The 14,340-nt window shown below is 43.0% G+C and carries 11 protein-coding genes; 9 read left to right on the top strand and 2 right to left on the bottom strand.

The genetic code is table 11. The features are described 5' to 3' along the window. Window positions 1–101: 101 nt before the first annotated feature. Together treY and ACEYW6_RS05190 are read left to right on the top strand one after the other, a co-directional pair. Entirely contained in the window at window positions 102–2,900 is a 2,799-nt protein-coding gene (gene treY / locus ACEYW6_RS05195; protein WP_412978894.1) for a malto-oligosyltrehalose synthase, read from the top strand. A gap of 99 nt (window positions 2,901–2,999) precedes the next feature. Further along, window positions 3,000–4,517: a trehalase family glycosidase gene (locus ACEYW6_RS05190; protein ID WP_412978893.1), complete on the top strand. Its 1,518-nt coding sequence runs from the start codon at window positions 3,000–3,002 to the stop codon at window positions 4,515–4,517. Window positions 4,518–4,678: 161 nt separating this feature from the next. Here ACEYW6_RS05190 and ACEYW6_RS05185 read toward each other — a convergent pair whose 3' ends face one another. Beyond that, window positions 4,679–4,831, bottom strand: coding sequence for a hypothetical protein (locus ACEYW6_RS05185; protein ID WP_190895963.1), 153 nt, complete (start codon window positions 4,829–4,831; stop codon window positions 4,679–4,681). 452 nt (window positions 4,832–5,283) lie between these two features. Here ACEYW6_RS05185 and ACEYW6_RS05180 point away from each other — a divergent pair, with 452 nt between their 5' ends. The 7 genes from ACEYW6_RS05180 to ACEYW6_RS05150 all read left to right on the top strand — a co-directional run bounded on the left by ACEYW6_RS05180 (window position 5,284) and on the right by ACEYW6_RS05150 (window position 11,522). Further along, window positions 5,284–6,699, top strand: a complete 1,416-nt coding sequence (locus tag ACEYW6_RS05180; RefSeq protein ID WP_412978892.1) for a nicotinate phosphoribosyltransferase — start codon at window positions 5,284–5,286, stop codon at window positions 6,697–6,699. A gap of 57 nt (window positions 6,700–6,756) precedes the next feature. Then, window positions 6,757–7,356 carry a nicotinate-nucleotide adenylyltransferase gene (locus ACEYW6_RS05175; protein WP_412978891.1) on the top strand — a complete coding sequence of 200 codons (600 nt, stop codon included), beginning with the start codon at window positions 6,757–6,759 and terminating at the stop codon, window positions 7,354–7,356. Further along, on the top strand, window positions 7,317–8,063 hold the full coding sequence (locus tag ACEYW6_RS05170; protein WP_412978890.1) for an NUDIX hydrolase: 747 nt from the start codon (window positions 7,317–7,319) through the stop codon (window positions 8,061–8,063). Before ACEYW6_RS05175 ends, ACEYW6_RS05170 begins: the two co-directional genes overlap by 40 nt. An 81-nt stretch (window positions 8,064–8,144) precedes the next feature. After that, window positions 8,145–9,893, top strand: coding sequence for an NAD+ synthase (locus ACEYW6_RS05165; RefSeq protein WP_412978889.1), 1,749 nt, complete (start codon window positions 8,145–8,147; stop codon window positions 9,891–9,893). Between the two features lie 239 nt (window positions 9,894–10,132). Further along, a complete protein-coding gene (locus tag ACEYW6_RS05160) occupies window positions 10,133–10,876 on the top strand; it encodes a toll/interleukin-1 receptor domain-containing protein (RefSeq protein ID WP_412978888.1) in 744 nt (247 codons plus the stop codon). 200 nt (window positions 10,877–11,076) lie between these two features. Continuing rightward, entirely contained in the window at window positions 11,077–11,241 is a 165-nt protein-coding gene (locus ACEYW6_RS05155; RefSeq protein ID WP_412978887.1) for a hypothetical protein, read from the top strand. Between the two features lie 80 nt (window positions 11,242–11,321). Further along, window positions 11,322–11,522, top strand: a complete 201-nt coding sequence (locus ACEYW6_RS05150) for a hypothetical protein (protein WP_412978886.1) — start codon at window positions 11,322–11,324, stop codon at window positions 11,520–11,522. Between the two features lie 54 nt (window positions 11,523–11,576). Here the strand turns inward: ACEYW6_RS05150 and ACEYW6_RS05145 are convergent. Then, window positions 11,577–14,340, bottom strand: a 2,764-nt coding sequence (locus ACEYW6_RS05145) for a COR domain-containing protein (RefSeq protein ID WP_412978885.1), incomplete at its 5' end; no start/stop codon positions are given.

Below are 14,340 nucleotides of genomic sequence, written 5' to 3'. Positions count from 1 at the left end.
CTAAAAGCCTCAAACTCTCCACTTTGTACAGACGCGATTAATCGCGTCTCTCCCCAAAGACGCGATTAATCGCGTCTGTACCCACTCCCTACTAAAAAAATATGCGAATTCCTACCGCAACTTATCGAATTCAGTTTACACCTCAGTTTGGCTTTGACAACGCTAAAGCGATCGCAGCTTATCTAGCAGATTTAGGTATTTCCGATTTATATGCTTCCCCCATTTTCAAAGCAAGATCCGGGAGTACGCACGGCTACGATATAGTAGATGCCACTCAACTTAACCCAGAACTGGGAACTAATGAATCCTTTGATGCATTAGCTGCTGAAGTTCAATCCCTTGGTATGGGCTGGTTACAAGATATTGTGCCCAACCATATGGCCTATAGCAGCGAAAACGATTACTTGATGGACGTATTGGAACACGGCCCCGATTCCAGCTATACCGACTACTTCGACCTTTCTTGGAATGCTCCCTTTGGCGATCGCGAACAACGAATTCTCGCGCCGTTGCTGGGAGATTTCTATGGTGCATCCCTAGAAAACGGACACATTCAACTGCAATATGAACAAAACGGTTTAACTGTCAACTATTACAGCTTAAAACTGCCACTGCGGTTAGAATCTTACACAAAATTTATCACCCATAATCTAGGTAAACTCACCCGCACACTGGGGCGCAATCATCCCGATTTTATTAAGCTATTGGGGATTCTCTACATTCTCAAAAGTGTGCCCTCAGAAGTTGCAGGAAAACAACGACAAGACCAAATTGCATTTATTAAAGGATTGGTTTGGGAACTCTACACCACAAACGATGCTATCCGCGAATTCATTGACGAAAATATCCAAATTTTCAACGGAGAACCCGGTAATTCAGAAAGCTTTAATCTCCTAGATGAATTACTGAATGACCAGTTTTACCGTCTCGCCTTCTGGAAAGTTGGGGCGGAGGAAATGAACTACCGCCGTTTCTTTACTGTCAATGAACTGATTTCCGTTAAAGTTGAAGAAGTGCGGGTTTTTAATAATACCCACAGCCTAATTCAAAAGCTAGTTGAAGAAGGCAAATTTACAGGTTTACGCATTGACCATATAGATGGACTTTATAATCCAATCCAGTATCTCGAAAGACTGCGAGAAAAGACAGGAGATGTTTATATCACGGTCGAAAAGATTTTAGAACTCACCGAAGAGTTGCCGGAAAACTGGAAAATAGAAGGTACGTCTGGATATGACTTTTTAAATTATGTAAATGGCGTATTTTGCCAAACAGAAAATGAATCATCCTTCGATAAAATTTACCATAACTTTATTAGCTCAAGAGTAGATTATGCATCGGTAGTGAAGGATAAAAAACACCTGATTCTGGAAAAAAATCTTGCAGGTGATATTGACAATCTGGCTCTTTTATTAAAGAATATTTCCAGCAAATATCGCTATGGTAATGATTTTACACTGAATGGATTAAAAAGAGCGATCGCCGAAGTTTTAACACAGTTCCCGATTTACCGCACCTATATTACACCCGATGGAATTGGAGATAGCGATCGCGCTACCATTCAAGAAGTAATTGACCAAGCCAAAGAACAAGCGCCTCTGTTGCAGCACGAACTGACCTTTATTGAAAAGTTAATGCTGCTAGAGTTTGATAATTCTTTGACTCAAACAGAACGCGAACAGTGGATATATTTTGTCTTGCGAATGCAGCAATACAGCGGCCCGCTAATGGCAAAAGGCGTAGAAGACACCACATTATATGTTTACAATCGCTTACTGTCGCTAAATGAAGTTGGTGGTAATCCCGGTCATTTTGGGATTGATTTAACCAAATTCCATGCCTTTAACAAACAGCACCAAGTAACCTGGCCTCATACAATGAACACCACAGCTACCCACGATACCAAACGCGGCGAAGATGTGCGGGCCAGATTGAATGTCCTCTCAGAAATACCCGATGAATGGGATCAGCAGGTAAATACCTGGAGTGCCATTAATCGAGGACATCGTAGCCATCGCCACGGGTTCGCTATCCCCGATCGCAACGACGAGTATTTTCTCTATCAAACCCTGGTAGGGGCGTTTCCCTTTGCGCAACATGAACATGCATCCTTCGTGGAACGGGTGAAGGACTATATAATTAAAGCAATTCGAGAAGCGAAAGTGCATACAGCATGGTTGCGACCTGATAGCGAGTATGAAGAAGCTTGTACATCCTTTATTGAGAAAGTACTCGATCCTTCCCTCTCCGGGGAATTTCTAGAAACCTTTCGTCCCTTTCAACAGCGAATTGCAGAGTATGGTATCTTCAATTCCCTTTCCCAAACTTTACTAAAAATTACCGCCCCCGGCGTACCCGATTTATACCAGGGAACAGAACTTTGGGAACTAAGCCTAGTCGATCCAGACAACCGCCGCCCGGTGGATTTTGAACAGCGACGTACCTACTTAAGCGCCATCCGCGAACAGGTGAAAACCGACATTCTGGGTTTGATTCAAGAGTTGCTGAGTGATAAAACTGACGGCAGAATCAAACTGTTTTTAACGGCTCAATTACTCCAAGCCAGAACAAACTATGTTTCATTATTCCAAGACGGCGACTATCTCCCCTTAGAAGTTCAAGGAACCTACGCCAATCATATAATCGCCTTTGCGCGGCGGGAAGGGAATCAAACAGCGATCGCGATCGCACCACGCTTTTTAACAAGCCTCATCCAGCCAGGAGAAAACCCCAACGGCTTGTCAGTTTGGCAAGATACACACCTGGAATTACCCCCCGGAACTTCCCCCACCTGGAAAAACGTCCTTACTCAGCAACCTTTACAGGCGACAGAAACATTATCCATCGGATCTGCCCTCGCCCATTTTCCAGTTGCTCTATTAGTTAGTAGTGCCGAGTAAAAACATAAATTGTCCTACGCAGAGAGAACCCCATAAAACCTCTGCGTACCTCTGCGATTCCCTTTGCGTTCCTTTGCGTTTCAAAAATAATTCTGAATTATGACCACTCCCCCAGCACTTACCACCGCGCAGATAGACACCGTGCGGGCCCATATCAAAAAAACGTGGAAAACCTTAACGCGATCGCACGAACACTTATTACAATCTGCCAAGGATACCAAGCTAGATCACAAAACCGAGACTCCTTGGATAGTCTACATTTCACCCTCAGAAGATTGTCCCAACATTCAAAGTGTGTTAGAGCGATCGCTATCTGCCAAGGATATGCAACGTCTGCAAATTCGCACTTTGCCAACAGAAGCGGAAGCGATTAAAGAGCATGGGTTACTATACCTACCAGGCCCTTATATTGTACCTGGTGGGCGCTTTAACGAAATGTACGGCTGGGATAGCTACTTTATATTACTGGGACTTTTGCGCGATGAAGAATGGGAGCTAGCGCAAAACCAAGTTGATCAGTTGTTGTACCAGGTGCAGCATTACGGCACTATCCTCAATTCCAACCGGACTTATATGCTGTCGCGATCGCAACCCCCTGTCCTCAGCATGATGGTTTTGGCATTATTCCAGCACACCCAGGATGAAGAGTGGTTAAAGTCAACCATACCGATCCTAGAACAGTTTTATTATTACTGGGTAGTACCGCCTCACCTGAATCCGGCAACAGGCTTATCCCGATTTTATGCTTTTGGGGAAGGTCCTGCGCCAGAAGTTTTGTTCTCTGAGCGCGATGAGGAGGGAAGAAGCCATTATGATCGCGTCAAGGAGTACTACAAAACTTTTGAGGTTGAGGATTATGACGTTAGTCTTTACTACAACCGGGAAAAAGACGAACTGACGCACCTATTTTACAAGGGCGATCGCACCATGCGCGAGTCCGGTTTTGATATCACCAACCGATTTGGCCCCTTCAGTGCTGATATCCTCCACTATGCACCTGTGTGCCTCAACAGTTTGCTGTATCAGGTAGAACAAGACTTGGGGCAAATCCACAATATTTTTGGGAACTCAGAACTGCAAAAACAATGGCGCGATCGTGCAGATATCCGCCGCGATCGTATCGATAAGTGTCTCTGGGATGAAGAACAGGGACTCTATCTGGATTATCACTTCCAGAGTGGAGAACGCCGTCGCTACGAATTTGCCACCACGTTCTATCCCCTATGGCTGGGAATTGCTTCTCAAGCCCAAGCCCAGCGCGTCGTGGAAAATCTCTCTTTGTTTGAAGCCCCAGGCGGAATTTTTACCAGTACTCGTGTCACCGGAAACCAGTGGGATGCTCCCTTTGGTTGGGCACCACTGACATTAATTGCCGTTCAAGGACTTCACCGCTATGGGTTTCATACAGAAGGCGATCGCATTGCCAACAAATTCCTAGCTATGGTAATTAAAGAATTCGGCCGTCACAATACCCTAGTTGAGAAATATGATGTTGAGCGTTGTTCTGCCAACGTTTCCGACGAAATCTGCTTTGGATATAGTTCTAACGAAGTTGGCTTCGGCTGGACAAATGGAGTCATTCTGGAACTCTTAGCAGCCGATGGGAAAAAAGTCTAAATAAAAAGGCGTGACGTTTAACGTCACGTCTTACTGTACAAAAAATCTTTACGGTTGAGCGGTCTTTTACCATGTAGTTTATATTAATTGCAACTATGATTTTTGCAATATCTCTATTCGTTAGGAGCCAAAATTCTAAATTTTGACTCCTGTATTAGGATTTACCAAGTATCGGCTGTACGTTTATCATAAGGCTCACCTGTAAAAGGTTGTACCCCAATAGTAGGATAAGCATCATCTGTAGGGCCAAAAATACGCATTGCAGCTTCAGAAATATACTGGGTTATGTTAGCAATGATTTGGTAAATAGCCATAATATTGGACTCCTTTTTTCGAGTCGCTTTAATTGTGCTACCTATACTCTAATGCTGATATTCAAAACTGGCTCCAATTCTCAATATATTGAGAATATATGCAATGTTTATTCAGATAACTTCGCAATACTTTAGCTTGTCAGAAAATCAAACTTTTCCCTTTGATTCTAATCGTAACATAGTTGTTTCTCTAACCCCTGTTGGGAAAAGAGCGAAGCAAAACAAACTTTCTCTGACAGGATATTGTTTCTTTTCATTAGCTGCCTTATTTGATTAACATTATTGCAAGCTATTACTATTAAAAAATATTAAGTATTTTATGAAGCTAGTATTAATTTGCCTATAAATCTACCGTTCTACGGCAATCTCTGAAATATACTTGCCGGGAGTTGACAATATTTATGGTAAATATTACCATAAATAACAGAAGCATCTTGTAAGGAAACTCTTGCATGACAACTTTGCCAGATTTGGACTATGTATATAAACAACAAAGTCAGCAGAACCAGGAACTAAACCTCTCTACTGATGATTACAGCTTACTGACCGACCTTTACCAGTTAACAATGGCAGCTTGTTACACAGGCGAAGGTATAGAACAACGACGGGCAAGCTTTGAATTGTCTGTCAGGCGATTGCCAGAGGGTTTTGGTTATTTAATTGCAATGGGGCTAACGCAGGCATTGGAATATTTAGCCAAAATCCGCTTTAGTTCTGCCCAAATTGCAGCATTACAGGCAACGGGAATTTTTACTTACGCAGGCGATCGCTTTTGGTCACTTTTAGCTGAGGGAAAGTTTACGGGTGATGTTTGGGCAGTACCAGAAGGGACGGCTGTTTTTGCCAATCAGCCACTGTTGCGGGTGGAAGCACCCCTGTGGCAAGCGCAATTAGTGGAAACATATCTCCTAAATACTATTAATTACCAGACTTTGATTGCCACAAAAGCAGCACGGTTGCGGGATGTAGCGGGGGAATCAGCAACACTTTTAGAATTTGGCACAAGACGGGCATTTAGTCCCCAAGGGTCTTTGTGGGCAGCACGGGCGGCGTTGGCGGGTGGTTTAGATTCCACTTCCAATGTGTTAGCAGCGCTACAACTGGGACAAAAGCCAAGTGGTACTATGGCACACGCCTTAGTGATGGCACTATCAGCAATAGAAGGCACTGAAGAACAAGCTTTCAGTGCATTTCATCGATATTTTCCGGGTGCGCCATTGCTGATTGATACTTACGATACCGTTGCTGCTGCCCAGCGCTTGGCCGAAAAAGTAAATTCCGGGGAAATGCAATTAACAGGAGTGAGATTGGACTCAGGAGATTTAGTTACTTTATCAAAACAGGTGCGATCGCTCCTTCCCGGTGTGCCAATTTTTGCCAGTGGTGACTTGGATGAGTGGGAAATTGCCAGATTAAAAGCTGCTGGGGCCGAAATTGATGGTTACGGACTGGGAACACGATTAGTTACAGGTTCGCCTGTAAATGGAGTCTATAAACTTGTAGACATTGATGGTATCCCAGTGATGAAGCAATCAAGTGGTAAGGTTACTTATCCAGGGCGCAAGCAGATTTTTCGCTCATTTACGGGAGGTAAGGTAAAAGCAGACAGGTTAGGACTCTTAGGTGAAAGTCTTCTGGAGGAAGAACCTTTGTTGCAGTTAGTAGTGCAAGAAGGTGAACGGGTGCAGCCGTTAGAGTCGTTGGCAACAATTCGTCAGCGTACCGCCGCCTCAGTTACTAGTTTGCCACAGGAAACACGGCGTTTGGATCGTCCTGTAGCTATAGAAGTGGAGATTTCTGAGGGGTTACGGGTGTTGACGGAGGAAACTAAAAAACGAACCGCAGAGGCACAGAGAACACATAAGTAAAAGTACTCTTTCAGTCTGTCTTAATTACGAATTACGAACTACGAATTACGAATTACTATGAGAGTTGCTTTGTTTGGTACTAGTGCCGATCCACCAACTGCTGGACATCAAAAAATTCTGAGTTGGTTGTCTGAGCGTTATGATTGGGTAGCGGTTTGGGCAGCGGATAATCCATTTAAGTCCCATCAAACGCCCTTAGAACATCGGGCAGCAATGTTGCGACTGTTGATTGCGGATATAGACGCGCCACGGCACAATATTGCTTTGGAACAAGAATTAAGCAGCTTCAGAACATTGGAAACAGTGGAAAAAGCGAAGCTTACTTGGGGTGACGACGCTGAATTGACATTGATTATTGGTTCAGATTTACTGAGTCAGCTACCACGCTGGTATCGCATTGAAGATTTGTTACAGGAAGTGCAGCTACTGATTGTACCGCGACCCGGATATGCAATAGATGAATCTAGTTCAGAGGTAGTGCAAAAGCTGGGAGGGAAGATTGCGATCGCTAGTCTGACCGGTCTAGATGTTTCCTCAACAGCGTACCGCGAACATGGAGATTCTGAAGCCCTCACAGCCCCTGTAGTTGCCTATATTAATCGAGAGCATTTGTACGAATGCCAGGACGTTCCCAAAAAAAGATACCAACTCCGCTAAACCAACAACCTTTGGCCGATTTCAAGGTTGGTGTTGATAATGTAATTTTTTCTGTAGATACTGCACAAAATCGGCTGTTAGTTCTACTAGTAATGCGACAGCAAGAACCATTTTTAAATCATTGGAGTCTTCCTGGTACTTTAGTTCGTCCAGGAGAGTCTTTAGAAGATGCCGCCTATCGCATTATGGCAGAGAAAATTAAGGTCAACAATCTCTACTTAGAACAACTGTATACATTTGGTGGGCCGAATCGCGATCCACGGGAAGCAACTGATAGTTATGGTGTGCGTTATCTATCAGTTAGTTACTTTGCCCTAGTGCGATTTGAGGAAGCCGAATTGATAGCCGATCGCATGACTGGCATAGCTTGGTATCCAGTAAAGGAAGTGCCACAATTAGCTTTTGACCATAATGAAATTCTGGCTTATGGGCATCGGCGGTTGCGTAATAAATTAGAGTATAGCCCGGTGGCTTTTGAAGTTTTGCCAGAAATGTTTACGTTGAATGATTTATATCAGTTATACGCCACAGTTTTAGGTGATAACTTTTCCGATTATTCTAATTTTCGGGCGCGTCTACTCAAGTTAGGTTTTTTATCCGATACCGGAATTAAAGTATCACGGGGTGCTGGCCGTCCGGCTAGTTTATATAAGTTTGACGCTGAAGCTTTTGCTCCCTTAAAAGATAAACCTTTGGTGTTTATTTAGCTAATCACTTTGCAGAGTTCAAAGTCCTGAGTAACTTATTTTGACTCTTGACCAATGACCAATGACTAATGACTAAATACAATGAAAATTGCGATCGCTCAAATTAATCCTACTATCGGTGATTTGCTTTTAAATGCCCAAAAAATACTGGAAGCGGCACAACGAGCAGCATCTAGCGGTGCGCGTTTGTTGTTGACACCAGAACTTTCTTTGTGTGGCTATCCACCAAGGGATTTATTACTAAATCCAAGTTTTGTGGAAGCGATGGGCATTACTTTACAAAATTTGGCCCAGGATTTACCACCAAATTTAGCTGTGTTGGTAGGAACTGTTGAACAGAACCTCAACGCATCTATTAGTGGAGGTAAAAGTTTATTTAACAGCATCGCTTTGTTAGAAAATGGCGAAGTCAAGCAAATTTTTCACAAGCGACTTTTGCCTAATTACGATGTATTTGATGAACGTCGCTATTTTGAACCAGGCTTGCAAGCTAATTATTTCACTTTAGATAATATAGATATTGGCGTAACTATTTGTGAAGACTTATGGAACGATGAGGAATTTTGGGGCAAACGTAGTTATGCAGTAAATCCAATTGCTGACTTAGCAATTTTGGGTGTAGATTTGGTTGTAAATTTGTCTGCTTCTCCCTACACTGTCGGCAAGCAGCAGTTTCGTGAAACAATACTCAGACATAGTGCAGTACGTTTTCAACAACCGATGATTTATGCTAATCAGGTTGGTGGAAATGATGACCTAATTTTTGATGGACGTAGTTTTGCCTTGAGTCGTCAAGGTGAAATTATGTGTCGTGCTCGTGGCTTTGACACCGATTTAATGATAGTTGAATTTGACGAGGCACAACGGGATTTTCAATTAGGTTCTGTAACACCTGTCTATGAGTCGGAAGATGAAGAAATTTGGCAAGCTTTGGTTTTGGGAGTGCGAGATTATGCCCGCAAGTGTCGCTTTGCTAAAGTAGTTTTGGGTTTAAGTGGCGGGATTGATTCTGCAATAGTAGCTGCGATCGCAACTGCTGCACTTGGTAAAGAAAATGTCCTTGGTGTTCTAATGCCTTCCCCTTACAGTTCGGAGCATTCCATCAGTGATGCTTTGGCATTAGCTGAAAATTTGGGGATTAAAACTAATCTTTTACCAATTGGCGAGTTAATGCAAGGCTTCGATCAAACTTTAGGTGATTTGTTTGCAGGTACTGAGTTTGGACTGGCTGAAGAGAATATCCAATCTCGGATTCGCGGTAATTTATTAATGGCGATCGCTAATAAATTTGGCTATCTGCTTTTATCTACCGGTAACAAGTCAGAAATGGCAGTTGGTTACTGTACTCTCTACGGCGATATGAACGGCGGGTTAGCAGTAATTGCAGATGTTCCTAAAACTCGTGTGTATTCACTTTGCCATTGGTTAAATCGCAATAATGAAATCATCCCGCAAAACGTTTTGACTAAAGCACCCAGCGCCGAACTCAAACCAGGCCAAGTGGATCAAGACTCTCTACCGCCCTACGAAATTTTGGACGATATTTTGCAACGCCTGATTCACAATCACCAATCAGCAGCGCAAATTGTTGCAGCCGGTCACGATGCGGTGATTGTAGACAGAGTAATCCAAATGGTAGCGCGGGCTGAATTTAAACGGCGACAAGCACCCCCCGGCTTAAAAATTACCGATCGCGCTTTTGGAACCGGTTGGCGAATGCCAATTGCTAGTAACTGGATTGGTGTCAAAAATGCTTACCAGACTAAAAGCATAGCTACACCTACCTTAGTCTGTTGGGATGGACAAGATGCTCATCCGCAAATCAAGTAATTAGTTATCAAACCTCTCCCAGCTTTGAAGTTTTATTCAAAACTGTCCCCTTCCGTATCGGAGAGGGACAGGTTTTGCGTAGTAAAACCAGGGAGAGGTCTTTTTATTAGGCAGATTAGACGGACACTATATAATCTGTCAAACTCACGTTAAATAAATATTCTCTATTTTGGCTTGTATTTTGGTAAAACTAACTTATCTACTCTAATACAGCTATTTAATCAAGTAAATTTAAGAATATGTCTAATGCGGTTAAAGTATTTTTTTCCTATTCCCACAAAGATGAAGTGTTACGTGACGAATTGGCAACTCATCTTAGCATGATGAAACGTCAGGGAGTTATTGAAGCTTGGCACGATCGCGAAATCACTGCTGGTAGTGAATGGGCAAATGCGATCGATGAAAATCTGGAAGTTGCAGATATCATTCTGCTGCTCGTAAGTGCTAACTTTCTAGCTTCAGATTACTGCTACGACAAAGAAATGACACGGGCTATGGAGCGACACGAAACGCGGGAAGCTCGTGTAATTCCGATTATTCTGAAGCCGACGGACTGGAATGATGCACCTTTTAGTAAACTGCAAGCACTCCCCAAAAATGCCAAACCGATCACAACTTGGCAAGACCAAGATGAGGCTTTTTTAAATGTCGCTCAAGGGATTCGCAGAGTAGTTGAAGACATTGCTAAATCAAAATCTTCTTCCCCAACTGCTTCTACAACTACTACACCTGCAACTTCCAACCCTGCTGCAACGAGTGGGGGTTTAACTGAGCGCCAGCGTCGCCGATTCGAGCAAGAACGAGATTCACTGCAACAACAGTATGACTTAGCTAGCACAAAATTAGGTCGGCTGCGCCAAGCATACGCCATTGAAACCGATGTATCTACAAAGTGGAAACTAGAAGTGCAAATTCAGGAAGCCCAAACAGAACAAAATAGATTAGATCGGCAGCTTGAAGAAATCGAGCAAAAACTTTTGTAGTTATATTTTAAAACAGCGACAGTATCGCAATGCCTCTAATGAAGTCTGTAGTTGTGAAAATATAAAAAGTATTTAGTCGTTATCTTCAACTTGATATGAGTGCAGCAGATTTATTCCCAACCTTGCACAAGCTATCTTGTGCAGATAAACTCAAGGTCATGCAGTTTTTAGTTTAAGAACTAGCGACTGAAGAAGAAGCATTGTCGTTACAGCCAGGAGTGACTTATCATGTGTGGTCTCCTTATAATTGCCATGAAGCTGCTAATAAACCAGTTGCACTGCTAGAAGAAGACAGACAGGTAAACGATATTAACCAATCATCTGATTGTTCCTTCCACCTCAAAGCCTCACCATTCCACCTCTGAACTCGAAACTTGCACCTTTAAATAGCAATTGTCGAGTTAAAAAGGTGATCGCTTGACCTTTAAGCCTCGAAGTTGCGCCTTTGAGCCTCGAAGTTGCACCTTTTATCCTCGCAGTTGAGCCTTTTATCCTCGCAGTTGTACCTTTTATCCTCGAAGTTGAGCCTTTTATCCTCGCAGTTGTACCTTTTATCCTCGAAGTTGAGCCTTTTATCCTTGCAGTTGCACCTTTTATCCTCGAAGTTGCACCTCAGAACACAAATTGTCGAGTTAAAAGGGCGTAGGCATAGCCTGTCGGAGACATTGCTCTATCTCAAAGCGTCACTAATAGTCTAGTTTTACTCATCTAAACGGTGTGCGATCGCATTCAGCAATTTGTCAAAGTCTGATTTGCTGTGAATCTTAGGGGTGAGGGCGTTCATATCTGCTAGCCGTTTAGTCAGTTCTGCGATACTGTTGCGAATCTCGGTGTATTGGTCAATTTTTTCACGAATACCCTGTAAATTAGCTCCGGAAACCCCTTTCATCGCTTCGTCAAGTTCTTGAATTTGTTTCTCCCAATGATTAATATATTTAAGTCTTGCAATAGGGTCATAAATTTGGGTATCCGCTAACACAATCGGGAAAATATGATCAGAAAATTCACCATTTTTAGCAATTTGCAGTAGCTCAAACATGCAATTGGGAGACTTTAAATACTTGTCACTAATAACTGCGATCACACATTTACCACGTCCAATCCGTTCCATGAAGGCTTGAATCAGTTCTTTGTAGCCCAAATCGCGTTTATCGCGGATGATTTTGATTCCTTTTGCCTGGAAAGTTTCATCCAGTTTATTGACAAATTTCTCACTTTTTCCACCCCAAGCATAAGAGATGAAAATTTCCTGACTATTGATAGTCAACGATTCATTTCTCTCTTGCTCCAGTTCGCTTTGCAACTGTGCAACTTTGGAATTAAATTCCGCATCTGCTTTAATGCCTTGAAACATGACATCATCAATTAACCTACGGACATCTACCATTTCATAGCTGTTTTCGCACTCAATTTGGTAACGGCGATCGTTCAAGCGCTTATTGAGTTTGTCTAAAGAATAGGAATAAGGTGTGGGCAGATTTTTACAAGTTTCGCAGTTACAAGGAACTAGGGTTTGATATTGCAAACGTTCATAAGAGTTGTGAATTTTTTCGAGTTCATGGGTGATGATAGCCATCAATTCTTTTTTGCGGTTTCCGGCTACACGGATTTTAATTTCCCGTTGATTGTAGTTTTCAATGATTTCAGCACGAGTTTGGTCTTTGTTAAGAACAACACCGTTTTTCCAAACGAGTTTTTGCTCTTCAATCCAAGGGTGCGTCTCGACAATAAAACGGGTAAGGATGCCTTTGGGCATGAATGTATAGGTGTAGCGCAGGATCAGATTGTTGCGATCATCCCAGGTATAATCAGCTTTTTCAATGGAAAGCAATTGCGGCGCAATATAAATGTCACGGCGATCGGGAATTTGGTAGCAAAGCTTGAACCGCATCATTAATTGCAGGAGTTCATCGCGCATATCTGCATATTCGCCGCTTTTCCAAATATCTTCGAGGTCGTCCTTGGTAAAACAACCCAACTTTTTCTTAACATTGTCATTGTCCAAAACATTGTATACGGCAGTAGTTGCCCATTCGGGTTTGAGGATGACGTAGTGTCTAAGTGCAAAATCGTCTTGAAAATGCAGGCAAACGCCAAGGTCATGGAGATAGTTGCTTAAGCGCAGCATATCTTGACGGTCTATTAATTCATTATGTTGGCAAAGGGTACGGTATTCTTCAAAGCTGATGTAATTTCGGGAATCATTCTCTAGCGCTGTTCTGACCCTTACCCAGAGTTTTGGTAGAGGTGTACCAACATGGTCAAGATTACTGATGCAAAATTGAATAGCCTTTTTAATCTCTGGCAAACCGCGATTAGTATCTAAATTGGTTGCCAGAATTTCCTTCAAGTTGTCAAATTCTCCTCGTAATTGCCCCCCATCGACTTCGCACTGACGGTCTTGTTTTTCGTTTTTGATGATGAGAACTGGACTTTTGTCGCTCAAGAGTTCGACAACCTTCAGCCACCAGTAGAAACCAGTGTTTTCTTTGCGAGTGTCGGCAACTAAAGCATAGAGAGAACGCTTGCTGAGGAAAAACTGATGGGTTTGGTGGTAGATTTCCTGACCGCCAAAATCCCAGATGTTGACGCGAAAATCTTTGTCATTGGGCTGTGTAAAGTGCCACCGGATCACCTCAATGCCTTGGGTTGATTTCTCTTCTGGCTGGAGTTTATAGGTTTCGTCTTTGATTTTCTTGGCTAAAGAGCTTTTACCGGCTCCTCCTTCGCCAACAATCAAGAATTTTGCTTCATAGAAGGGTTCTGTTTCGTTTGGATCTTGCACCCTAAAATAGAAATCGAGAATTTCATTTACATCGCCAGGTTCTTCATATAAATCCTTCGGCCCCAAAATCTCTGGTGGTATGGGGACTGGATTTCTACGAAGATCCAGTTTTCTCAGGTTTGGCAGTTGCCTAATTTCCAGTGGCAGACTGCTCAGTTGATTGTTGAAGAAGTTGAGGGATTGTAGGTTGGTGAGTTTTCCAATTTCCAGTGGCAGATTGCTCAGTTGATTGAAGCTGAGGTTGAGGGATTGTAGGTTGGTGAGTTTTCCAATTTCCAGTGGCAGATTGCTCAGTTGATTGTTGAAGAGGTTGAGGGATTGTAGGTTGGTGAGTTTTCCAATTTCCGGTGGCAGATTGCTCAGTTGATTGTTGAAGAGGTCGAGGGATTGCAGGTTGGTGAGTTGGCCAATTTCCGGTGGCAGACTGCTCAGTTGATTACTGTCGAGGTTGAGGGATTGCAAGTTGGTGAGTTGGACTATTTCCGGTGGCAGACTGCTCAGTTGATTTCGGCGGAGGTCAAGGGATTGCAGGTTGGTGAGTTGGACTATTTCCGGTGGCAGACTGCTTAGTTGATTGTTGTTGAGGTCGAGGGATTGCAGGTTGGTGAGTTGGACTATTTCCGGTGGCAGACTGCTCAGTTGATTTCGGCGGAGGTCAAGGGATTGCAGGTTGGTGAGT

Source organism: Nostoc sp. UIC 10607 (genome assembly GCF_047228265.1).
Taxonomy (GTDB): domain Bacteria; phylum Cyanobacteriota; class Cyanobacteriia; order Cyanobacteriales; family Nostocaceae; genus Nostoc; species Nostoc foliaceum_A.
This window is presented reverse-complemented; position numbering and strand designations above follow the sequence as displayed.

Excerpts from the sequence above, each read along its gene's own strand:
- treY (WP_412978894.1), top strand. The coding sequence starts at position 102 with ATGCGAATTCCTACCGCAACTTATCGAATTCAGTTTACACCTCAGTTT.
- ACEYW6_RS05190 (WP_412978893.1), top strand. The coding sequence starts at position 3,000 with ATGACCACTCCCCCAGCACTTACCACCGCGCAGATAGACACCGTGCGG.
- ACEYW6_RS05185 (WP_190895963.1), bottom strand. The coding sequence starts at position 4,831 with ATGGCTATTTACCAAATCATTGCTAACATAACCCAGTATATTTCTGAA.
- ACEYW6_RS05180 (WP_412978892.1), top strand. The coding sequence starts at position 5,284 with ATGACAACTTTGCCAGATTTGGACTATGTATATAAACAACAAAGTCAG.
- ACEYW6_RS05175 (WP_412978891.1), top strand. The coding sequence starts at position 6,757 with ATGAGAGTTGCTTTGTTTGGTACTAGTGCCGATCCACCAACTGCTGGA.
- ACEYW6_RS05170 (WP_412978890.1), top strand. The coding sequence starts at position 7,317 with ATGCCAGGACGTTCCCAAAAAAAGATACCAACTCCGCTAAACCAACAA.
- ACEYW6_RS05165 (WP_412978889.1), top strand. The coding sequence starts at position 8,145 with ATGAAAATTGCGATCGCTCAAATTAATCCTACTATCGGTGATTTGCTT.
- ACEYW6_RS05160 (WP_412978888.1), top strand. The coding sequence starts at position 10,133 with ATGTCTAATGCGGTTAAAGTATTTTTTTCCTATTCCCACAAAGATGAA.